The organism is Mesorhizobium koreense (assembly GCF_031656215.1).
GTDB lineage: Bacteria > Pseudomonadota > Alphaproteobacteria > Rhizobiales > Rhizobiaceae > Mesorhizobium_L > Mesorhizobium_L koreense.
In genome coordinates this window covers 1,986,488-2,009,232 of record NZ_CP134228.1, presented here as the reverse complement: position 1 = coordinate 2,009,232, position 22,745 = coordinate 1,986,488, and the positions used below count along the sequence as shown (strand labels likewise).

Here is a 22,745-nt window from a genome sequence, read left to right as displayed (position 1 = left end):
CATTCGAAATCTGCCGATCCATTTCCCTTTAATATTTATAGACGTCGGCAGACGATCCCGTGGTGATCAAAGTGGGAATCAATTTCCGTCTTCTGCGGGGCCGGGAGCGGTCCGTCAGGTTTCGGTTCGCATTCAACGACAAGGCGCCATTGAGTACACGAGCAGGAAGCACCCGGGTACCCCCTCGTTCTCCCGCTTACCTCTTTTCTTCAAGTTGACAGTGACACCCCTGATGAGGGAGCTTTCCGTTCAGGATTTGTTAGTCATTCCTGGGGGGTGGAATGCACAAGGTCGTCCTCGCGATTGCTGTGCATGTGCTTGCCTTGATAGCAGGCTTGGTTTCGATATCGCCTTCCTTGGCTCAACAACGCTGCACCGAAATCGAATTTCCGTCAGGTAAGGACACTGCCGTTCTGAGCGGCCTCGCGCCTGTCGATAGCGTCATCTGTTATGAGATGGAGGCCAGGGTCGAGCAATTGATGCTAGCGCGAGGCCCAGAGAATTCCCGCATCTCTGGAGAGCGCAGCGGAAACGGAGAGACCGCAGAGGAATCCTGGGCCGTCGGGATAACGGTCGGCCGCCTCCCGCGGTTGCGGGCCGAACAGATGGCGGAAAATGGAAGTGCCCGTTTCCGACTTTCCTGCGCCAGGGATTCCGGCACGGGCTTCGAGGTTTCCCTGCGTGAATATGCCGGGGACGCGCTCGGGCGGGACGTCGATGCCGAATATCCGGTCAAGCTGGTGGTCGCGGATTCCCATGGCGGAAATCAGAGCTTCGGTCTTCGGATGCGCTATTCCCGACAGGATCGGGTCTGGACTTCCGAGGACAGTGCTCCCCGAGGCTTCATAAGATCGTTCGAAGCCGGATCGCAGCTGAAGCTTTTGAACAGCGACGACATGCCCGTGGCGGCCTTCAATCTGCATGGTTCCTCGAAATATGCCAAGACCGCGCTCATCTACTGTGGCGGTGACAATACAGCCATCGCAGCGACTGGCACGGTCACTGCCGAGGCTGGGGGCACAGTAGTCAGTGCAGGGACCGTTTCCGCTCCAGCCGCTTCATCGGACGCCGGAGCGGGCAAAGCCTTCCGCGATTGCGAACATTGCCCAGAAATGGTGCCGTTGCCACCCGGCACCTTCATGATGGGCGCAAGCCAGAAGGAGATGAAGCAGCTCAAATATGTGCAATGGGCGACACCGCAGCATCAGGTATCGATTGGCTATCCGTTCGCCATTGCTCGGTTCGAGATTACCGTCGACGAGTTCGACGCCTACGTGAAAGAAACGGGCGCTCAGGTCGGAGGCAAGTGCGGCATCCGCACCATCGAGAGCGGCCCGAACAAATTCAAATACAATGGCACTCTGGTTCAAGGCGGCGACAAAACCGAAAACGCGCCTTACGTGGTCTACATCGGCGACGGTTCCTATGCGCAGCCAGGATTACCCGTCACAGGACGGCAACCAGCTGTATGCGTTTCCCGCAACGAGATGAAAGATTATCTCGACTGGCTCTCAATGAAGACAAATAAGCACTATCGGCTGCCAACAGAGGCCGAGTGGGAATACGCCTATCGGGCCGGAACTGAGACGTTCAATTATTGGGGCAACGACTTCAAGCAAACCTGCGACTACGCGAATTTCGCCGACCGGAAATCCGGTTATCAAGCGGGTATGGCTGCGTCCTGTTCGGAGAAGATTCATCCCGACTGGACAGCTGAGGTCGGGTCCTACAAGCCAAATCTGTGGGGTCTGTACGACATGGGCGGCAACGCGCAGGAGACCGTCGAGGACTGCTTCCACAAGAGCTATCAAGGCGCACCCACTGATGGTTCGCCCTGGACCGAGCCGAATTGCGTTCTTTTCACAGCGCGCAGCGGTGACTATGAGCTAACGCAGTTTTCCATGCGCGCGTCCGAGCGGCTGATTTTCGGCTACAGCGACGGTAATGACGATGGCATGTGGACCCGGGATGAAGGTTCCGACGAGCGCTTCAATCTCTTGGGTTTCCGCGTAGCCGTCTCGCTCGACGACACGAGTTGGGACAAGATGGCAGGCGTAGCAGCCCCCGAAAAGCAGGCCGAGGTCAAGGAAGCGGCCGTCACCTCGCCGAAGGCTCCGGAGAGCGGCTTGCAATACGATTACCTGCCTCGCGCGGTGAAATCCTATGTCGAGGAAGTCCGCAACAGCTGCAGGGACTATGATCCGAACGGCATACCCGCCGACAAGATGTCGGGAATCAGGCCGATTTCCCTTGCCGACGGCACGCACGCCCTTCTCATCGAGAATGAAACCCTCTGCTCCGACCACTACTCCGGAGCGAATTGCAGCAATCGCGGCTGTGACGTTGTCGTCATGGTCGAAGGAAACCATGGCTGGAAGGAAACCTTCCGTGAGCATCTGTACGACGGCGCCTTCGATATCGGCGACGACAAAAAGCTGAACTCGATTTCAGCGTCGATTTATGCAGGCGACCCGCATTGTGACCCCGCCCCGAACGCCAAGTTTATGTCCAGCGACAGCTGCGATGTCGTGATTCATTATGAAAACAAGGACTGGGTTTGGCAGAAAACCCGATCTCAACCGACGTCGCGGGTCACCGGCGACCAGATCGGGACGGGCACCGCCCCCTCGACCAACGAGAGTTGCGACGGCTCATATGTCTTCGTGCAATTGGTCACGTTCCTGTACGATCCTCTCCTCGGCCCGAAGGCAGATCGAGGGGCGCTCGAAGCGAAGGGCGATGCCGCCTCTTGGTACGATGTCGAGTGCGATGCGGTCGGTCGGCCCGCAATTTTTACGCGCTATCAGTTCGGCAAGAAGACGGGCATGACCGGTCTCGAATACGAGGGTCAAACGAGCCATGTGGCTAGACAGATTGAGAAGAATCCGGATGGAAAAGTCCTCAGCATCACCGTGATCGCGCGGGACGCAAAGATGCGGCCTGCAAGGGTCGAGGTTCGGAGCCCAAACGGCGAAGCGGAGAAAATCGGTCTGTTCAGCTACCAGGACGGCCATGTCGATCTGAATATCTCGGCAGCGAAAGACGGTGCAGCGCTGTGGCATGCGCGCGAGTGGTTCGATGATAGCGGAGCCCTTACGCGAGCTTACTGGCACTATCCGAAGTTTTGGTACGACTATCACTACGATCCGAAGACGGGCCTTTATCCGTCGCATGACAAATATGACGGCGACCAAAAATTCGCGATAACGGACTACGAATACGACGAATTCGGAAATACCCTTTCTCGCAGATCTACGTGCATTGTCGACACGTGCGACACGGTGACCAGCTTCGGAAAATTCGACCGTGGTCACCTGGCTCATGAAGAGGCGAAGCTCAAGAGCGGGGACGAGCTCGTCTGGGACAATGGGTACGATGCCGAAGGTCGGTTGGCGGTTTCGCGCCTAAGTGCGAACGGGCGTTTCGCCATCAAGTTCGTTGTCGAGCGGGATGGAACCTTGGTCAAACAGACTGTCGCCTATTCCCCGAAGGGCAAGAAGCTCTTCGTCTATGATCGCGCCGAAACAGTTTACATAACCAGAGACGGATCCCCGGTGAACGGAGGCAAGTACAAGCGCTTCACCAAGCACAATGTCTGGTGAGCTCTGACCCTTTTGCAGTGCTGGATGCGGGGTGGAGGGAACTGATGTCGAACGACGATCCCTACAAAAATAACAGATGGAATGCGCCACTGCACGGGGCCGACGCGTTCACGGTCGGGCAAAGTCAATTCCGAAAAGAGTGGGGGCTGGATCCGAAGCCTCCGACTTCAGCCCCCCTCGATATGTCCGGAGCATTCAAGCCGCTCACCGCGGCAGGTGCCAATTCCGGGTCGGGATGGGGTGGTGGAGGCTACAGAGGCGATCCCATGACAGCTCAGGAGATGGCGCAATTGGCGCTATCCATCCTGTTGCTACCAGCTTGTGTTTATGTCGTCGCGGGCAGCCTGACGGCGCTTCCCTGGTGGGCGTACCTCGCATCGTTTGTCCTACTTCTCGGATTGTCTTTCAGGTCCGAGCGATTCCTCAAAGCCATGCTGGCTTTCGGCAGAGCCGCCGTCACGTTGATCGCGATCGCTGCTTTTTGCCAGGTCATCCCTCTTGCCAATCGCGCGGTGCTTGGAATCATCCTCGCGATATCGGTCGTCTATTCGCCGTTTGCCATCTTGTCTGAGAAGGGAGCAAGGCTGGATGAATTTTTAGGTAAATCCGTGACTTACTGGTTCATGCTGATGTGGCTTCTCATTCTTTTTATCATCGGCTGCCGCATTGTTACGCTTTGGGACTGGGACAGTCGAAATGTCCAGGCGGATGCCTTCTGGCTGCTCAAACTTCTGGCCGGATCGTTATACGATGCCGGCATGGATTTCTGGTACCAGTTCAATGGATAGGTACATCCGGGGTTGTAGTTATGCAATTGGGAAAGGCTCGGGATGCCAGCCCGGCCGCCAGGCATTTTGGTGAGCTCCGAATCCCGCAAGCCGCCGGCATGGCCTGCAACGCCTTTCCCGCTACCATCAGTGGCACCTTTGATTTCCACGGCCTCTGTATCAGGCAACCGCGAGATCGCGCTGTATCGGCATTCAAATATCGGGCCAATTAGGCCAATTGCAAACCTGCTATGAGCGGTCTCGATCCTCTCAATTCGGTGAAGACGACCTACGCCATGCCTTCTTGTTTCTTCCACGAAGGCAGTGAAAGAGCGCGGCGGGTGACGCTGCTACACAAGTTCATGCCGAACGTCTGCTTCTGGCAGAGAAGATGGACTTGCTCAACGACAGACTTTAGGGCTGCGTTGCAGCAATGGGTCCTAGACGACCGCTTTGCGCCCCCACGTATGGTCGTAAGACCGGCTTGCCGCTTGCCGAAACCAGACGTCGATAGTGACCATGTTGGAGGTTGACACGCGGTATAGAATTGGCTCTGGTGACTACTCGCCGAAGCACTCTTTCATTCGCTTGATCGCCTCATTTGGTGCATCGTTGGCCAGCATTAACCGGAACAAAGCGTCCTTTAGTCGTTGCTTGACGGCGGGGTCGTCGGTTGGTGTCGTCTGTCCGGGATCAGTCGCGAGATCGTAGAGGACGGTATTGGTGTCCTCCATCTTTTCCGGAAAATGATAGCTGTGCGTCCTGGTATCGGCCTTCGATTTGTGCGCGACCCTAAGCAGCGGCACGCCCTTGGTGAATTCGAAGGGAGGAACGAGGCTCGCGCTCTTCAATTCCTCGACCGTGAAGAGCTTGGTCATGTGCGCCGGCATCAACGTGTATTGATAAAGGTCCTGATTGCTCATGTCCTTCGGGTAGCAGAAATAGGTGTAGCGCCCGTCGACGATGTTCACGCCACCGCCCCAATAGCCGAACATCGCCGCTTCGCGCTGCGGTTCGTCGCGTTCGAGTAGCCTGAGCAGCGACTTGCCTTCGACCTCCGGCGGGATATTCGCGCCGAAAAGTTCACAGATCGTCGGCATCAAATCGATCGTCTGGGTCAGGCTCTGCCGGCGCTCGCCCGTTTTGCCCACGAAGTCGGGGTGATGGATGAAGAGCGGAATGTGGGAAATCTCCTCATAGAGCGGCATCCGGTTCTTTGCCCACCAGTCGTGCTCGCCGAGCAGGAAGCCGTGATCCGTGGTCAGGATCAGGACAGTGTCCTCCCACATGTCGTGCGCGTCGAAATAGTCGAGGAACCGGCCAAGGAGATCGTCGCAAAGGGTCAGGAGCGCGAAATAGTTGGCGCGCAGTTCGTCGATCTGGTCCTGAGGCTCCGTCACGCGCTCGTAGCGCGGCCAGTCAAGGATCGGGCCGCGATAGTCGGTCGGGAACTTTGCCTTGAACCGGTCAGGAGCGAAGAAGGGCTCATGGGGATCGAAGGTTTCGATCTGCAGGAACCAATTGTCGGCCGTCCGGTTGATATCGAGGAACCGGAAGCCGGCCTCGAAACACTGGACGGAAGGGAAGTCCTTTTCCTCTTTGATGAATTCCCGGTTGATCATGTAATTGTACGGATTCTGCCTGGAGCCCGGATCGTTCTGGCTCGGATGATATTTCTCGCGGATACGGTCGATCGGCGAGGTGAGCAGCGCCTTCCAGGGATCGGATTCCTGGCCGCGGATGAATTCGAAGGAATTGTACCGGGTGTGGTAAGTCGCCCCGCCGTCCTCCCAGTAATGGTAGTGATCGGAGATGAGGTGCGAATAGCCGCCAACCGTCTTGATAAGCTCCGGGAAGGAATTATCGAAAGGCTCGAGCGGCCCCCAACTCCGGTGCAAGAAGGTGTGGCGGCCAGTCTGCATGTCGCGGCGCGCCGGCATGCAGGGCATGGAGCCGATATAGTGCTTGTCGAAGATGACGCAGCGCTCGGCGAGCCGCTTGAAGTTCGGCGTCTGAAGGATCGTGCTGCCGTAAGGTTCCAGCATCAGCCGGTTGAGGGAATCGAAAAGCAGGAAGACGGTCTTCATGGGAGCCTCTGGGTCTGATGCGCCGCCGTGACTGTATCGATGCGCTGGCGCGATTTCGGGTCGAAAAGGTGGATGTGGGCCGGATCGAAGACGAGGTGGACGGTTTCGCCGGTTGCCAGACGGCGAACCTCGGGGAGCCGGACCTTGACGATCTGTCCCTGGACGTCGACGTTCAGCAGCATGCTCTCGCCGAGATTTTCGGAAAGCAGCAGACGTGCCGGCAAGCCGTCTGCGGCGAGACGGACATGGCTTGGCCGAATACCGATGACGATATCGGGCGAAGGCGTGTCGTGCATTCCGGCAAGGGCGACGCGATGGCCCGCGATCGTGATGGCGCCGGCGTCGATGCCAGCCGGCAACAGGCTCATCGGCGGGCTGCCGATGGAGCCCGCGACATCCATGTTGTCCGGACGGTTGAAGACCTCGTCAGGGGTGCCGATCTGGATGATCCCGCCATCGCGGAAGATCGCCATGCGGTCGGCGATCGTCATCGCCTCCTCTTGATCGTGTGTGACGTAGATGGTCGTCACGTCCATTCCCGAATGGAGTCGTTTCAGTTCGATCCGGGTTTCAAGGCGTAACTGAGCGTCGAGGTTCGACAGAGGCTCATCGAGCAAGAAAAGGCGCGGCTTGCGCACGATGGCGCGGGCAAGCGCGCAACGCTGTTGCTGGCCGCCTGAGAGCTGTCCCGGCCGTCGGTGCAAGAGGTGGCCGATCTTTACCCGTTCGGCGGCCTCGCGTACCAGGCCGGGAATTTCCCTCTTCGGCACTTTGTCCATCTTCAGCGGGAAGCCGATATTCTCCTCCAGCGTCATGTGGGGATAGAGCGCGTAATTCTGGAAGACCATGGCGATGTTACGCTCGCCGGGGGAAGCGTAGGTGACGTCGATGCCGTCTACCGTCAGCGTTCCTTCGTCGGGCGTCTCAAGCCCGGCAATCACGCGCAATGTCGTCGATTTGCCGGAACCGGAGGGGCCGAGCAGTGCGAAAAATTCCTTCGGTTCGATCTCGAGGTCGATCCCTTTCAGCGCCTCGAAGCTCCCGAACGACTTGCGAATGCCATTGAGCGATACGCGCCCCTGCTCGCTGCTCATCGCCGGCCTCCTCCCTTTACGGCGCCGACCGTCAGCCCTTTGACGATCTGCTTCTGTGCGGCGATGCCGATGACGATCATGGGGAGCATGGCGATCAGCGCGGCGGCGGCGAGCTTGGCCCAGAGCGTCTGCTCGACGGACACGAAATTGTACATGGCGACCGTCACCGGCCGGACATGATTGCCGCTGAGTTGAACGGAGAACAGGAACTCGTTCCAGGCATTGAGGAAGACGAAGATCACTGTGACTGCGATACCGCCGCGTACCTGCGGCAGGATGACATGCCATAGCGTCTGCAGCCGGCTTGCCTTGTCGAGGAAGGCGGCTTCCTCCATCTCCTTCGGGATGTCCTCCATGTAGGAGACCATCAGCCAGATCGCGAAAGGAAGCGAGAAGGTCAGGAATACGGTGACAAGGCCCTGATAGGTGTCGAGCCAGCCTATCTTGTTGAGGATCAGGAAGTAGGGAATGACCAGCCCGACCGGGGGGATCATCTGGGTGACGAGCGTGTAGAACCCGAGCGCCCTCTTGCCGGGCAAGCTGAGCCGCGCAAAGGCATATGCCGCCGGAACCGCCAGGAGGACGGTAAGGATCGTGGTCGCGGTGGAGAGGATGAAGCTGGTGAAGAAACTCGGCAGGATCGAGAAGCCGCCTGACACGGCATCGCGATAGTTCGCCATCGTCGGCTGGAAGATGAGTTGCGGCGGATAGGCGAGGACCTCGCTTTCCGATTTCAGCGAGACGATGACTGCCCACAGGATCGGCACGACCCAGATCAGCAGAAGCAATGCGGCGGCGACATAAAGCAAGACGTTGCGGCGTAGCCTCGCCGCCTTATGCGGATTTATCGCTGTCATTGGCTCACCCGCGCGGTGCGTAACGCGAACAGCACGCCGGATACGGCGAGCGTGATGACGAGGAGCGCCACGGCGAGCGCTGAGCCGTAGCCGAAGTTCAGTTCCACGAAAGATGTCCTGTAGGCATAGAGGTTCAGGATTTCCGTCGCCGTACCCGGGCCACCGCGAGTGGCGGCGAAGATCGCCGCGAAAGCAGAGAGCGCGATCATCGAGCGCATGATGACAACGATCACCAGCGCCGGACGGATCAGCGGCAGGGTGATGTGGATGAACCGCTGGACAGGTCCCGCGCGGTCGATGCGCGCTGCCTCGTACACGTCCGGCGGCAGCGATGCGAGGCTGGCGAGAAAGACCAGGAACGCAAAGGGTGTCCATTGCCAGGTGTGGATCATGATCACCGAGATCAGTGCCGGCGCCGGCGCGCCGAGCCAGTTCACCGCCCCGAAACCAAGGGCCTTCACCGCGAAGTCGACGATGCCGAAATTGGGCGCCAGCATCAGCGTTCGCCAGAACAGGCCGACCACGACAGGCGCCAGCACGATCGGCAGGATGGCGACGATGCGAAAGACACCCTGTCCCCGTGGGATCTGCATGACGAGCAACGCCAGCCCGAGGCCGATCACCACCTGCAGCAGGACCGAGCTGATCGCGTAGATCGCGGTCAATTCCAGCGAATGCCAGAAATTGCCATCAGCTATCATCTGAGTGTAGTTGTCCAGCCCCGCGAAGCCGTTCATGAATGGCATCGCGAGATTGATGTTCTGGAAGGAATTCCAGATCAGATAGACAAGCGGGAAGGTCGTCGTCACGACAAGGACGAGGAGCGCCGGCCCGGCGAGGAAGGCCGCGAAAATTTCCTCCTTCTGGAATGGCGTTCTGCTATGCCTCCCCGCGACCGCGCTCGCGCTGCCTGTTGCGCCTTCAATCCTAGCGCCTTCTCGCCTGGGAAGCGTTCCAACTCCCATGCAGTCAGCCCTTCATGATGCCGGCGATTTTCTCCTGCGCCTTGTCGAGCGCTTCCTTGGGCTTTGCCTGGCCGACCAGGCTTGCCTGGATTGCCGTTGCCATGATTTCGCCGATCGCGGCCCATTGCGGCACGCGCGGTCGCCAATCGACATGGGTGTCTTTTTCCAGCGACGCGGTCGTGGCGTCGATGAATGTGTCGCCAATGCCGTTCGCCAGCTTCTTGAATGCGTCGCTGTTCAGGACCGAGGTGCGGTTGACGCCGAGACGCTTGTAGGCGCCGGGGAAGTCATAGGACGTCGCGGCCTGCACCTCCTTCGACGCGGCCCACTGGATGAACAGCCAGGTCGCCGCCTTGTCCTCCTTCGACAGCGCACCGTTGATCGGGAAGCTCCAATTCCAGATCGACGCCACCCTGCGGCCTGATGGCCCCTTCGGCCAGCGCGCGAAGCCGATCTTGCCGACCACCTTGGATTTCTCCGGGTTTGCGACGACGGCGGCCGACGTGTTGGCATCGATATAAGAGCCGACCGTTCCCTGGCTGAAGGCGTCCGCGATGTCGGGCCAGTTCCAGTTCTCGACGCCCTTCGGCGCGTATTTGGTCAAGAGGTCGATATACCACTCGAGAGCATCAAGCGCTTCCTTGCCGTTGACGATGATCTGGTTCTCGGCATTGAACCACTTGCCGCCGAACTCCTCGAAGAGGGAAGGATAGATGTACATGTTCTGGCCTGCGCCTTTGAAGCCGCGCAGGGCGCAGCCCCAAAGCCGGTTCGATGGATCGTTCACCTTGGCGGCGTTGCTGACATATTCTTCCAGCGTGTCGGCGGGCTTCAGGCCGAGTTTTTCATAGACATCCGTCCGATAGATCTGAAGCGTGGTCTCGCCGTCGTAAGGAATGCCGTAGGGCTTGCCGTCCACCGAGGTTGCCCCGGTCCAGCTCTTCACAATGTCGTCGAAGGCGAACCATTCAGGATCGGTAAGTTTGGAATCGCCAAGATAGGTGTCGAGCGGGTCGATCCAGTTGTTTCTGGCGTAAAGCGGGTAATACATCGGGTCGGCTGCATGGCTTGCCCATGTTCCGGTCTTGCTGGAGAGGTCAAGCACAGCCTTCTGCCTGATCTCACCCGGGGGTGTCTTTTCCAGTCGGACGTTGATGCCGGTCAATTCCTGGAACTGGGGCAATAGAGCGCCGAGATTGTCGAAATAGCCGGCCGGCGTGACGCCGATCGTGATCGACGAACCCTTCGCCTGCTTCCAATCGATCTTGGCATCCTTCACCGACGACATGTCCGGTACGTCGGCCGCGGCCCTGACCGGCCGCGTGAGGACAGCCGGCATAGCCAATGCCGCAATTCCCGCGGCGGTCGTTTTGAGCAGGGTCCTCCTGTGGATACCCGCCCCACGGGTGTTCCTGCCATTGTCGTGTTCGTTCATTTCATTTCCTCCCTTTGTGACGAGAGCGGCTCGGCGATCGCCTGCTCGTGGTCCCACGGCGGCCGATGAATCCTAAGACGATCGAGGGCGTGGCGACGATCGACAGGATTTTGTTCTTGAGGCCGTTATCGATATTTCTTGTTGCCCACCGCCTGCCGCGGCAGAAAAATTCCCTGTCCTACGCCTGACTCCTCGGCCATGCCGTGGCTTCGTCCAGATTCCCGGAGGCGCATTTGCGATTGCCCATACGCCGGTTTTACCTTAACATCCTAAACATTCTAACAATAGAACATTTGATGCAAGTACTTTTTTCGCATAATGGTGAGCCATGTTCGAACGGATTCCGATTCCGCGCTATGTGCAACTCGCCGACGTGATGCGTCACCGCATCAAGCGCGGCATCTGGGGGCGTGGCGAGACGCTGCCCTCGATCGACCGACTGATGCAGGAATTCGATGTCGCGCGGGTGACGGTGCGTCAGGCGATTCATCTTCTGGCCGGTGAGGGACTGCTTTCACCGCAGCGCGGCCGCGGCACTTTCGTGACGGCGCAGCCAGGAGGACAGCGTCGCCTTTCGGTGCAGACGACGCTCGACGATCTTGTAGAGATGTACCGGGGCGACACGCCCGACCTCTCCAACATCGTCGAGTCGCAAGCTACCCCGATCCTGACGGAACGCGACGGGTTCGCTGCGCCGAGCTATTTCCACATGCGCCGCGTGCATTCCCGCGATGGCGAGAATTACTGTGTCGTCTCAATTTTTATCGACGAGCGCGTGTTCAATCTAGCGCCCGACCGCTTTCGCCGTGAGGTCGTGATCCCACTCTTCGCGTCGCTGCCGGGGGTCGAGATCGTCAAGGCCTATCAGACACTGAATATCGCAGCGGCCGATGTGGAGGTGGCGCGGGATCTCAGGATCGCGGTCAACGCGCCTGTTGCCGAAATCAGACGTGTCTTTACAGGTTCAGACGGTTCGGTCATCTATCTCGGTGAAGCCACTTACCGGGGAGATTACATCCATCTGGAAATGGACCTAAAGCCCTGAGAATGACGTTTGATTGGCGATCGTTTGATGCGAGGCAGCCCTCTCATTCGAGATAAATCTGCCCGTTTCATCAGTTCCCGCCGGGCTTATTGTGCAATGTCCGGTTCTGCAGAGAAATCGGCCGTCGAAGGTCCTTCATATCCGGAAGAGTTCGGTCCTGGCGAATCCTTGAATGCCCGCTTCGCGCCCTCATTTCAGACATTCTCCGGAGCACCGTGGTTTTCCAAAAGCGAACGCGCGCATCGCCGGCGGGATGCCCACCAAAGACTCCCGGACCAGCCGGGAACATCGCGCCAGGAGACGGGTCAAATTTCGCCATTTTCAATGCTCGCGATCGCGCGGCGGGTTCGGATCGTTGCCGCCGCCCAGTGTGTCCTTGCTCCTGACCCGGCCATTGCGGCCGTGCACTGACAGTTCGCCACCGCCGGCACTGATGAGTTTCTCGCGGCCAGAGGCAATCGCTTCGGCCTGCGTGTCGAAAACGAACCCGCGTGTGGCGCTGCCTCGCAAAGGCCGATTTTTTTGAGGCTGAGCGCGGCGTGGGAGCAGGCGTGGCGAGGCCCGCGCCGCGGGCAGTGATGCTAGATGTTAGGAGTTATCACGCAAGTCGGCTTTGAGCAGCGGATCGCCGGGTTGGAGACGTTTGCCGCAGAGCAACACTCAATCGTACCGATCTCATCCCGGACCTGGTAGGAAATTCGCTGATCGGATTTTGGCCAACAGCGTCTGGTTGCCCATTGCGATTTTTCAGACAGACGGGCCGCTGACGGCTCCAACTCTGCCGATTGACACAACGGCGTGGTTGTCAAGCAGTCTGCTATGACGCCGATTCAGCGATCATAGGCATCAATCAAATAGGATGTGAAAGCCCACCAGCGGTCGGGACGGAACTCACCACTGCCCGGTGACCTGGATTATTACATGGCCATCGGCCGCCTGTACCTCGAGTGAAAGATCTCCAGCTTGGTCCGGTGCGGCGCACAGGCCCGCAGCGTGAAGCCCAGTGTCGGGCGAAGGCATGCGGCCGCGAATTAAATTTCACCTCATGCGTCACCGCGTCATGATGTTCGACACCCCGGAAGTTCCCGCCCGGGGCGATCCAAAGACGGGGAGCACTTCAAGGACAACAGGCGTTGCGATCGCCTTCATTCGGAATAACACGTTGCTGATGGGATGCTCGGGCAAACAACCCGTATTCGGACTTCAGAAAAATTCCCGGCCACTGATGAGGCATTCAGTAGAGAGATTTCATCGCTGACATGCGCTCCACTAAGAAATCGCGAAATCTGATCGCCGTCGTTGGAAGCGTTCGCAGCGATGGCGAAATCACAGCCATCTCGTCAAGTAGTTGAGGCTCGAATCTTCGAAAAACCAGTCCCTTGGCTTTTAGTATGTTATCAAAGCTCCACGCCGTAATCGTATCGACAAACGAAACACCGAAACCAGCAAGTGCGAATCCTAATGAGGGAATGTAATAAGGTACTTCATGGGCTGGATTAAACTGGACGCGGTCGTTTGCGAACGCCGTCGCCAATTGCTCGTGCATGATGTGCCCTCTGCTGGTGAGTGTCAGAGGGATGCCCTCTAGATCAACAGGTCGAAGTAAGAGTTTGGCACTTAGCGGATGATCTTCGCGCATAGCGCAAACATATTCGTTCGGTGTAGGAAACTTCTCGTAAGCTGTCGAGTTTGGCGGATTGACCAAAACTCCGATCTCGACCTGCTGTGTGCTCACGAGATCCCTGATGATCGGGGTGGTCCGCGAACTTAGCAAGAAACGGTGTGCAGTTTTCACCCCGAAGAACTCCTCAAGCAGCTTCGGGATCAGAAAGCTGGCCGGGCCGGGCAGGCTTGCGATCTGAAGTCGGTCGCCGGGCTCGCCTTGGGCGTTTTTTACCCGTTCATCCAGCCGTTCGATGATTTTCAGGCATTGATCCAGTTCTTCGAACAGGTACGTTGCCTCGGGCTTGGCGACCAGTTGACCGGCGGTGCGCTGAAAGAGCTGAAATCCGATACGCTTCTCGAGTGCTGCAAGCGCTTTGCTGACGGCAGGCTGGGAGACATTCAGCAGCTTGGACGTGCCCGATACCGAACCTGTCACCAATAACGCGTGAAGAATCTGAACTTCCCGATGCTTTATCAACCTTTGCCCCTAAAAACGCTTAAGCTGAGGACAGCTCTCCAAGTCATATAACTGATGGTTATGGATCGCTGAATTCATACCATTTCCCTGTGGCGTGGCAATTCGATAGTGATCCCATCGGGAAGAGTGGTCACGGCAAGATGTCGGGGCTTGCGAAGGGAGGTATCAAATGATCAGGCAATCGCGACGCCAATTTCTCAGCACGGCCGGTGCGGCCACGCTCGGATCGGGTTTGTTGTTCGCGCCCATGGTGAAGCGCGCATACGCCGGCGGTTCGGGTGAACTTGTCATCTCTTCCTGGGGCGGCTCATTTCAGGATGCCTTGCGCGAAGTCTATTTCGAGCCATTCTCGAAGGAGTTCGGGATCAAGGTCAAGGAGACGACCTACGGCCCGCAGGGCCTCGCCAAGGTCAAGGCGCAGCGCGCCGCCGGGAATGTCGAGATCGACCTCCTCGACGGACCTCCCTTCTGGAACGCCATCGGCCGGCGCGATGGCCTGACTCAGGAAATTGACCTCGGCGATATCAAAGATCGCGGATCGCATATTCCTGCCGCACTCGATCCATGGGGCTACGGCTACGGGTCGATCTCCTGGGGCATCACTTACAATAGTGAGACCTATGCGGGCGGCGCTCCGGGAAACTGGGCCGACTTTTGGGATGCCGATCGCTTCCCGGGCGCGCGTGGCATGTTCGGGTCGATCGCAGCCCGCCACCTTGAATACGCTCTGATGGCAAAAGGGATGGCTGCGGCCAACGTAAATCCCATCGATGCCGCCAAGAAAGAGGCGGCGTTCAAGGCGCTTGAGGAGATCAAGAATAAAATCAATATCTGGTACACCAGCAGCAGTCAGGCCGAGAACATGCTGATGCAGGGCGAACTCGACATGTCCGAGTTCGTTCATGGCCGCGCTTTTGCTCTTCAGCGTAACGGCGGCCCTCTCCGCTTCGAGTACAACGGCGCGGTTATGAACCTGCTGACCTGGGTGATGGCGAAGGGTGCGCCGAACCGTGAGAATGCTCAGAAGTTCATCAGCTTCTGCAGTCGTGCGGACCGCCAGGCTGTTTTCGCAAACAGGCTCTACTACGGTCCGACGAACGGCGCCGCGATCAACGGCATCTCGGATGAATTCGTGAAAGCGGCTCTTCCGACCAATCCTGCGAACCTGAAAAAACAAGTTCTGCTCGATGGTGCCTATTGGGCGGAGAACCTGGGAGCCCTTAGCGCGCGCTGGGCAGAAATCACCTCTGGTTGATACCAATGGTGACGCCGTCGATCACGGCCCGGCGGCGTGCCGGGCAAGTGCGGTCGCACGAGATTCAGGCGCATTCATCACCCGCTCCTGAATGGGCATGAATATCAAGAGAAGCAAAAGTACAAAGTACGATGACAAATTTCCATTTGAACCTCGTCGATATCACAAAGAGGTTTGGGAATTTTACGGCCGTCGATCGCGTCACGCTTTCCGTGGAGAAGGGAGAATTCCTGACGTTGCTTGGGCCAAGCGGCTCCGGAAAGACGACATTGCTTCGTATGCTCGGAGGATTCGAATATCCAACTTCCGGTAAACTTGAGCTGCATGGCGCCGATGTCGGATATATACCATCCTACAAGCGCAACATCGGGATGGTGTTCCAGAAATATGCCCTTTTTCCGCATCTTACGGTGATTGAGAACGTTGCGTATCCGCTAAAGCGCCGAAGGGTGAAAGCGGCGGAGATTGCAAAGCTGGTCAAGGAAACGCTCGACATGGTCGGGCTGGACGGTTTCGGCGACCGCTATCCACGGCAATTGAGCGGCGGTCAGCAACAACGGGTCGCCTTGGCGCGGGCATTCATCTTCCACCCCGAATTATTGCTGATGGACGAGCCCTTGGGCGCGCTCGACAAGAAGCTGCGCGACCGCATGCAGGCTGAAATCCGCACGCTGCAAAAGCGCGTCGGCATCACTACCGTTTATGTGACGCACGACCAGATCGAGGCGATGACGATGTCCGATCGAGTGGCGGTCATGAATCATGGACGTATAGAGCAGATTGGCACGCCGCAGGAGCTCTACGACCGCCCGACGACCGAATTCGTCGCCAGCTTTATCGGCGATTCGAACCTCGTTCCGACATTGCTTGAAGGCGTCCACGGCGATTTCGCGAGCCTGAAAGTGCTTGACCGGACCGGTATCCGGGCGCCCGCAAATCTGCACGGAACAAAAGGCAAGTGCCTCAAACTTCTGATCCGCCCCGAGAAGCTCCGCGTTTCGACCGACCGGACCGAGGCCCAGGAGAACTGGCTTGAGGGCACTGTCCACTCGATGGTTTTCCTCGGCGATGTGACGCAGATCACGGTTGCAGTCGCCGGAACCGATATAACGGCCAAGATCGCCAACAGGGCAGGTGAAGCGGTCGTTTCGGTTGGGCAGAAGGCGATCGTCAGCTGGTCAAAGGACGATTGTTCGCTTGTCGTCGCGGAAGCAGACGCATGAGCGCCCGCGTCCCCTTGAGGGAAACCCTCCGGATTCCCGGAATGATCGGTAGCCTGGTTATGATCGCACCGGCGCTGCTTCTTGTGGGACTGCTTTTTCTCTTCCCGATCGCTCTTCTCGCTTACCGCAGCTTTGGGGGTGCTGAGCTTTCGCTGGAAAACTATCAGAGCCTGTTCTCGTCGAGCCTGTACATCAACTCGCTGATAGCCACGCTCAAGATCAGCGCGTTCGTGGTCTTGGGCTGTCTGTTCTTCGGCTTTCCAATTGCCTATGCGCTGGCGAATGCTTCGAACAGATTGCGGCCGGTACTCTTTCTAGCCGTGCTGCTGCCGGCCTGGAGCTGCATCCTGGTGCGGAACTTCGCGTGGATCTACCTGCTCCAGCGGCGCGGGCCGATCAATGAATTCCTGATCTCGACCGGTATTATTGATCAGCCGATTTCTTTCATGTTCAACGAGTTCGGCGTCGTGCTCGGAATGACGAATGTGCTTCTGCCTTTCATGGTCTTGCCGATTTTCGTGGCGCTTCAGGCTCAGGACAAGACCTATCTCGAAGCATCGGCGAGCCTCGGCGCCAGGCCGGAGACGGCCTTCTGGACGGTCACCTTGCCGCTCAGCATGCCCGGTGTGATGGCGGGTAGTCTTCTGGTCTTCGCCATGGCGCTGGGCTTCTTCGTGACGCCGGCCCTGTTGGGGGGCGGTAAGGTACTGGTCGCCGCAACCTACATAACCAATGAGATCGAGACGCTGCTCAACTGGGATATTGCCGGAGCGGCCTCGGTTGTCCTGCTTGCTGTAGTCGTGATTGTCGTCGCGGCCTATCTGCGGGTCATTTCCAGCAGCAATACGACAGGGGCTGGCGATGCAACGGCTTGAGGCGGGAGGGGTCACACTGGCGATGTGGACCGTCGCCATCGTAGGGTTCGTCTATCTGCTGATACCGCTGGTGATGATCTTTCCGTTATCGCTGGAAACCGGATCCATGCTCCGGTTCCCGCCGAAGAACATCGGGTTTCACTGGTTCGTTGCCTATCTCACCGACGGCAGTTGGATGGGTGCGACCATGGTTAGTCTTCGCGTCGCTTTGTTCGCAACGATCGTTGCGACGACAGTCGGGGTCCTGGCGTCCGTCGGCATGCACCGGCAGGACATCCCGGGGAAGAACCTGTTCAACATCATACTTGTGCTTCCCATGATGCTGCCCTTGGTCGTCGTCGCCATCTCCGTCTACGGCGTTTACGCGAGCCTCGGCTTGGTCGGAACGGAATTCGGCATCGCGATGGCACATGCCGTTCTCTGCCTTCCGTTCGTGATCCTCAACGTCAACTCGGCGCTGGCCGCGCTGCCTCGCTCGTATGAAGAAGCTTCGCTGAGCCTGGGGGCATCACCAATTACCTCACTGTGGCTCGTCACTATCCCATTGATCTGGCGGGGCATTGCAGCCGGCGCGATCTTCGCTTTCGTGATCTCGTTCGACGAAGTCGTAATCGCAATGTTCCTCAGCAGCATCGATACCACGACCCTGCCCAAGAAAATGCTCGACGGCATTTTCTTTGATCTCAGCCCCATCCTTGCGGCGATCTCCGCGGTCCTGATCATCTTCAATATCGCACTCGCTCTACTGGGTCTGGCGCTCGCAAACAAAACCAGGAAACGGAACGCCTGATCGAAGGCCGACCTGCAGCAATGTGGAGAAAGAAAAGTGGACGGAAAAAACCTCATTCTCTTTATGTCGGACGAGCATACCCGCAGCGCCCTGGGCTGTTACGGGAGCGAGATCGTCCAGACCCCGAATCTCGACAAGCTTGCGGCACGTGGCACGCGCTTCGCGACGGCCTATTCCAATTCGCCCCTGTGCGTTCCGTCCCGGGCGAGTTTGTCGACCGGGCGGTATGTCCATGAAATCCGCTGCTGGGACAACGGGCATCCGTGGGACGGCACCGAACCCGGCTGGAGCCACCGGTTGCGCGAGACCGGGCATAAGACGGTCTCGATCGGCAAGCTGCATTTCCGGCACGTCGACGACGACAACGGCTTTGACGAAGAGATCCTCCCCATGCACGTCCGGTTCGGCGTTGGCGACCTGATCGGAATGCTTCGTAAGAACAAGACCACCTATCCGAGCACAAAAACCTCCGCAAAGCAGGGGCAGGAAGTGGTTAGCGGCCCGGCCATGATGGCCAAAGCGGCCGGCGGTGGTGATAGCAATCACATCGACTACGACCGGCGGATCACAGCCGCCGCGCTTGATTGGATCAATTCGCAAAAAGAACGGAATGCCGACAGGCCCTGGATGCTATTTGTCTCGTTCGTCTCGCCGCATTTCCCGCTGATCGCGCCGCAGGAGTTCTATGACCTCTATCCTCACGACAAAATCCCGATGCCCAAGCAGTATGGGCAGGACGAGCGGCCAAACCACCCGACAGTCGTGGCCAATCGCGAGATCTGGAATTACGACGATTATTTCGACGAGGCGAAGGTGCGCCGCGCGCGCGCCGGATACTATGGTCTGTGCACGTTTCTCGATCACAACATCGGGCTGGTTCTGAATGCGCTTGAGGAAAGCGGCCAGGCCGACGATACGCGAATTGTCTATGCCAGCGACCACGGCGACCATTTGGGCGACCGAGGCATCTGGAGTTGCTCGACGCTTTATGAGGAATCCATCGGCGTACCGCTCATCATTGCCGGGGCGGACATTCCGCAAGGAAAGGTGATAAACGAGCCCGTTTCGCTCGTGGATCTTTATCCTACGATCGTCGACGCCCTGGGGGAAAAGATACCTGCGAACGGCATCACGTATCCCGGTAAATCCCTTTTTGATGTTGCGAACGGGTTGCCGGTAAAGCGGACGGTATTTAGCGAATACCATGCCGGGGGGTCGATCACCGGCAGTTTCATGATCCGCGAGGGAAAGTGGAAGTACATTTATCACGTTGGTTTCGCCCCTCAGCTATTTGATCTGGATGCCGATCCGGATGAGGCGAATGACTTGGGCGAAAGCGCGGAACACGCCGAAATCCGGGCGAAGTGTGAGGCGCTCTTACGTGAAATCGTCGATCCCGAGCGCGCCAATCAGCAGGCATTTGACGACCAGGAGGCCACCGTCGAACGACATGGCGGTGTTGAAGCCGTGATCCGAAGGGGCCATTACCCTGAGCATGCAATGGACAGGGTCCTGGGCGTCGAGAACTGAGATCCAGCATGGCGTAGCTGTCCCTCCGGCTTTGGCCGGCAAGCTGTTTCCGGTGGGCCAGCAGCCGGCGATTGCTGAACGAGCCGACCCGGCGCAGCAAACTCGACGGCCTCAATGCCTCACCCGCGGCCAACCGTGGATGCGTTCGGCTTTGCAGAGGCCGTCGATCGTCTCTGCCAGAGCGTTGTCGTAGGAATCCCCGACGCTGCCGGCGGGCGACCAAATCGATCACCTACAAGGGGAAAGCCCCAGGTACGGGCCCCATTCACGTTTTGATGGATCGTGGGGGATGCAACCGTATTTGGCATAGGTCATCTGGCCGCCGGAGGGCATCGTCATGCGCGCCAGCGTGACCAGTGCGACGCTGGCCAGAAGAGCGATCACAGCGAACGACCAGAACCGGAGCGTATTCTTCTTCGGCTTGGCCATCCTCGCCCCGCTATCGATGGCTCGAGAGGAGGTGAGACAGTTTGGCGGCCGCCGACTTCGTCAGACTGGCCATCTCCGCCTCCTCGAACCGACCATGCATCCTGGTGCTCATGCCGACGATGCCGACGGTGAGGAACACATTCCCATGTTCGAAGGTAACAGGGGCCGCGAGCGCGAACACGCCCGGGTCGAACTCCATGTCGTTCACAGCGTAACCGCGCAACCTGACCGCATCGAGCTGACGCCGGATTTCTTCGCGATCGACGGTAGTCTCGGCCTGGTAGCGGGGGATATCCTCACTCAGCACGTCGGAAATGAAGTCTTCATTCTGGAAGGCCAGCATGGCTTTCCCGCTCGCCGTCGCGTGGAAGGGAAATTCGTAGCCTGGATGGATCAGTGACGATGGGGCTTCCTGCGGAAAGGCGAATGCCTCCAGTTTGATCACCCCGCCGACCAGCCGGCAGATGAAGGCGACCTCCTGGAGCTTGTTGGCCAGTTCAGCCAGGAGCGGCGAGGCGACCTTGTCGATCGGTGCATCCCCGAAACTTAAATTGAGCAGCCGCCGCAGGCGCGGGCCGATGAGGTAGACCTTGTTGTTGGGCGCGGCCTCGAGATACCCGACATCAAGCAAGGTGTTGGTGATCCTGTGCGCCGACGAGACCGGAATCTGCGCGGCGGCGGCAATGTCCTGAAGCGTCAATCCCGACGTCGAAAAGGCAACCGCGTCCAGGACGGTCGCAATTCGCCTTAGCGGGTTCGAACCCTTCTCGGTCTTGCTATCGGTTGTCTTCGCCATTCAGACCATCCGTGTCCGCATATGCGGATCCGCAAAGTGTTTCGGGAAAAATCAAAAAAGTCGGCATGCCGGAAGTGCCCTTCCTGGCTCATCGCAGATATTCTGAATCCTGCTTGATGATGATGACCGTCGGGCGATCAGCAGACAATGCTCGACGGATTTCGATTTCGACTTCCTTGAGTGATTTGGGCACTGCCGTCAGGCAGCCGAAGGATTCAGCAAGCGCCTTGAATTGGGGATTGAGCGGGCGGACACTGACCTCCGGAATATCACGAGCCCGCATGAAATCGGCGATTTCGCCAAGGCCGTCATTGTCCCAGAGAAGGATGGGAAGCGGCAGTTTCTGCTCCACCGCCGCCGCGATCTCCTGGACGGTGAAAAGGAGGCCGCCGTCGCCGACAATGGCGACGCAGGCGCGGCCGGGCGATCCCAGCGCACCGCCGATCGACGCCGGCAGGGCGTAACCGAGCGTTCCGTACCCAACGGGGAAATGCCATGTGCCTGGCACGTCGACAGGGAAATAGACGCATCCCGTATAGGCGATCTGAGTCATGTCCGCATAGACGAGAGCATCCGCCGGCAGCGCCGCCCGGACGGCATCGAGAACCGCGACGTGCTGCCGTTCCAGCGCTGATATGTCCTGCCTGACCCGCTGCCTGATGGCATCAAAATCGGTATCCCACGAAGAAGAGACTTTGCCGCCATCCCGGTTCAGTTCTTCAACCAACGCCGCCGCGGCAAGCGCCGCATCTGATACGATCGCAACGTCGGGAACATAGTCCCGGACGGTAGTGGCGGGATTGATGTCGATCCTGATGAATTTCCCGGAAATCGCCAGTCGGGTGGCATCCGTCAGCGGCTTGGCGTCCGAAGCAGCTTCACTGTCCGCCGTCACATAGAGATCCGGTTCTGAAATCTCGGTGCCGATCGCGATCACCAGATCGGCTTCAGCCTCGACGAGCCTGCGGGTTCTTCCCCGTTGCAAGGTCGATCCGAGGGAGAGCGGATGCGATTCGGGAACGACGCCTTTCCCCGCGACGGTGGTGACGACAGGCGCCTGCAAGGCTTCCGCGAGGAGGCGCAACGGTGCTCCGGCATTCCGGCAGCCGCCTCCGGCCAGAATGACAGGACGCGTTGCGGCGCGGATCAGTTCGGCGGCGGCGCTGATATCGGCCGGGTTGGGGCCTGGCGGGCGGGGGAGACGCCGGCGAACTGGGCCGGGCTCGACGTCTTCGTCGAGCACGTCGAGGGGGATCGACAGGTGGACCGGGCGCGGCCGCTCGGCCTGGAACAACGTCATGGCGCGCACAAGATGTTCGCCGATTTGCCTGCCGGTCAGTGCGGTTGCGCTAAATCCGGTGATGGGGGCGGTGACAGCCTGTTGGTCTGTGATCTCGTGCAGCATACCGCGTCCGAGACCCATATCCGCGCGGGCGATTACGCTCGTGACCGCGAACACCGGGATCGAGTCCGAATACGCCTGCCCGATCGGAGTCGCAGCATTGGTCACGCCCGGCCCGCTGATGATGAGGCAAACGCCCGGTTTACCTGTGGCGCGCGCATAGCCATCAGCCATGAATGCGGCGCCCTGTTCATGCCTTGCCCCGATGTGGCGGATGGTGCTGCGGGCGAGTGGCTCGAAGAAGGCCAGGGTATGAACGCCCGGCATCCCGAAAACGGTGTCGACTCCATAGCCCATCAACTGAGTGACGAGTTCCCCACCACCTGTGTGCCTCATGTATCCTCCGATTCCGTTTTCCGGAAATAAATTCTAGAGAACTGAATATGTCGTTGACAGAGGGCGGGCAACCCCCTAATTATCTCGAAAAACAAAAATAGTTTCCGAAATACG

General features: G+C 58.7%; 18 protein-coding genes. 8 read left to right on the top strand and 10 right to left on the bottom strand.

The genetic code is table 11. The features are described from left to right. Positions 1 to 281: 281 nt before the first annotated feature. Positions 282 to 3,602, top strand: a complete 3,321-nt coding sequence (locus RBH77_RS09515) for a formylglycine-generating enzyme family protein (RefSeq protein WP_311031883.1) — start codon at positions 282 to 284, stop codon at positions 3,600 to 3,602. 44 nt (positions 3,603 to 3,646) lie between these two features. Beyond that, on the top strand, positions 3,647 to 4,390 hold the full coding sequence (locus RBH77_RS09510) for a hypothetical protein (RefSeq protein ID WP_311031882.1): 744 nt from the start codon (positions 3,647 to 3,649) through the stop codon (positions 4,388 to 4,390). A 539-nt stretch (positions 4,391 to 4,929) separates the two neighbouring features. Here the strand turns inward: RBH77_RS09510 and RBH77_RS09505 are convergent. The 5 genes from RBH77_RS09505 to RBH77_RS09485 are packed head-to-tail and all read right to left on the bottom strand — an operon-like array spanning position 4,930 to position 10,807. Next, the gene (locus RBH77_RS09505) at positions 4,930 to 6,456 is read right to left on the bottom strand and encodes a sulfatase (protein WP_311031881.1); all 1,527 of its coding nucleotides are present in this window, start codon (positions 6,454 to 6,456) and stop codon (positions 4,930 to 4,932) included. Continuing rightward, positions 6,453 to 7,550: an ABC transporter ATP-binding protein gene (locus RBH77_RS09500; RefSeq protein WP_311031880.1), complete on the bottom strand. Its 1,098-nt coding sequence runs from the start codon at positions 7,548 to 7,550 to the stop codon at positions 6,453 to 6,455. Before RBH77_RS09500 ends, RBH77_RS09505 begins: the two co-directional genes overlap by 4 nt. Further along, positions 7,547 to 8,407, bottom strand: a complete 861-nt coding sequence (locus RBH77_RS09495) for a carbohydrate ABC transporter permease (RefSeq protein ID WP_311031879.1) — start codon at positions 8,405 to 8,407, stop codon at positions 7,547 to 7,549. The genes RBH77_RS09500 and RBH77_RS09495 overlap by 4 nt, the downstream gene beginning before the upstream one ends. Beyond that, on the bottom strand, positions 8,404 to 9,372 hold the full coding sequence (locus tag RBH77_RS09490) for a carbohydrate ABC transporter permease (protein WP_311031878.1): 969 nt from the start codon (positions 9,370 to 9,372) through the stop codon (positions 8,404 to 8,406). The genes RBH77_RS09495 and RBH77_RS09490 overlap by 4 nt, the downstream gene beginning before the upstream one ends. Before the next feature lie 4 nt (positions 9,373 to 9,376). Continuing rightward, positions 9,377 to 10,807 carry an ABC transporter substrate-binding protein gene (locus RBH77_RS09485; protein WP_311031877.1) on the bottom strand — a complete coding sequence of 477 codons (1,431 nt, stop codon included), beginning with the start codon at positions 10,805 to 10,807 and terminating at the stop codon, positions 9,377 to 9,379. 328 nt (positions 10,808 to 11,135) lie between these two features. Between RBH77_RS09485 and RBH77_RS09480 the strand changes: the two genes are divergently transcribed. After that, positions 11,136 to 11,852, top strand: coding sequence for a GntR family transcriptional regulator (locus tag RBH77_RS09480; protein WP_311031876.1), 717 nt, complete (start codon positions 11,136 to 11,138; stop codon positions 11,850 to 11,852). A 321-nt stretch (positions 11,853 to 12,173) separates the two neighbouring features. On the opposite strand, the gene RBH77_RS09475 is transcribed toward RBH77_RS09480, so the two are convergent. Both RBH77_RS09475 and RBH77_RS09470 read right to left on the bottom strand, forming a co-directional pair. After that, positions 12,174 to 12,362, bottom strand: a complete 189-nt coding sequence (locus tag RBH77_RS09475) for a DUF2188 domain-containing protein (RefSeq protein ID WP_311031875.1) — start codon at positions 12,360 to 12,362, stop codon at positions 12,174 to 12,176. A 724-nt stretch (positions 12,363 to 13,086) separates the two neighbouring features. Continuing rightward, positions 13,087 to 13,995 carry a LysR family transcriptional regulator gene (locus tag RBH77_RS09470; RefSeq protein WP_311031874.1) on the bottom strand — a complete coding sequence of 303 codons (909 nt, stop codon included), beginning with the start codon at positions 13,993 to 13,995 and terminating at the stop codon, positions 13,087 to 13,089. Between the two features lie 169 nt (positions 13,996 to 14,164). On the opposite strand from RBH77_RS09470, the gene RBH77_RS09465 reads away from it, so the two are divergent. From RBH77_RS09465 to RBH77_RS09445, 5 genes are all read left to right on the top strand, one after another. Next, positions 14,165 to 15,250 (top strand): ABC transporter substrate-binding protein, encoded by a 1,086-nt coding sequence (locus tag RBH77_RS09465; protein WP_311031873.1) that lies wholly within the window; start codon positions 14,165 to 14,167, stop codon positions 15,248 to 15,250. A gap of 131 nt (positions 15,251 to 15,381) precedes the next feature. Further along, positions 15,382 to 16,473 carry an ABC transporter ATP-binding protein gene (locus RBH77_RS09460; protein WP_311031872.1) on the top strand — a complete coding sequence of 364 codons (1,092 nt, stop codon included), beginning with the start codon at positions 15,382 to 15,384 and terminating at the stop codon, positions 16,471 to 16,473. Continuing rightward, entirely contained in the window at positions 16,470 to 17,348 is an 879-nt protein-coding gene (locus tag RBH77_RS09455; RefSeq protein ID WP_311031871.1) for an ABC transporter permease, read from the top strand. Before RBH77_RS09460 ends, RBH77_RS09455 begins: the two co-directional genes overlap by 4 nt. Further along, the gene (locus tag RBH77_RS09450; RefSeq protein WP_311031870.1) at positions 17,335 to 18,138 is read left to right on the top strand and encodes an ABC transporter permease; all 804 of its coding nucleotides are present in this window, start codon (positions 17,335 to 17,337) and stop codon (positions 18,136 to 18,138) included. Before RBH77_RS09455 ends, RBH77_RS09450 begins: the two co-directional genes overlap by 14 nt. Before the next feature lie 36 nt (positions 18,139 to 18,174). Beyond that, complete coding sequence (locus RBH77_RS09445) at positions 18,175 to 19,668, top strand: sulfatase-like hydrolase/transferase (protein ID WP_311031869.1); 1,494 nt, start codon at positions 18,175 to 18,177, stop codon at positions 19,666 to 19,668. A 228-nt stretch (positions 19,669 to 19,896) separates the two neighbouring features. On the opposite strand, the gene RBH77_RS09440 is transcribed toward RBH77_RS09445, so the two are convergent. From RBH77_RS09440 to RBH77_RS09430, 3 genes are all read right to left on the bottom strand, one after another. Continuing rightward, positions 19,897 to 20,097: a hypothetical protein gene (locus RBH77_RS09440; RefSeq protein ID WP_311031868.1), complete on the bottom strand. Its 201-nt coding sequence runs from the start codon at positions 20,095 to 20,097 to the stop codon at positions 19,897 to 19,899. A 10-nt stretch (positions 20,098 to 20,107) separates the two neighbouring features. Then, on the bottom strand, positions 20,108 to 20,797 hold the full coding sequence (locus tag RBH77_RS09435) for an IclR family transcriptional regulator (RefSeq protein WP_311031867.1): 690 nt from the start codon (positions 20,795 to 20,797) through the stop codon (positions 20,108 to 20,110). A 184-nt stretch (positions 20,798 to 20,981) separates the two neighbouring features. Beyond that, a complete protein-coding gene (locus RBH77_RS09430; protein ID WP_311031866.1) occupies positions 20,982 to 22,631 on the bottom strand; it encodes a 5-guanidino-2-oxopentanoate decarboxylase in 1,650 nt (549 codons plus the stop codon). Positions 22,632 to 22,745: the final 114 nt, after the last annotated feature.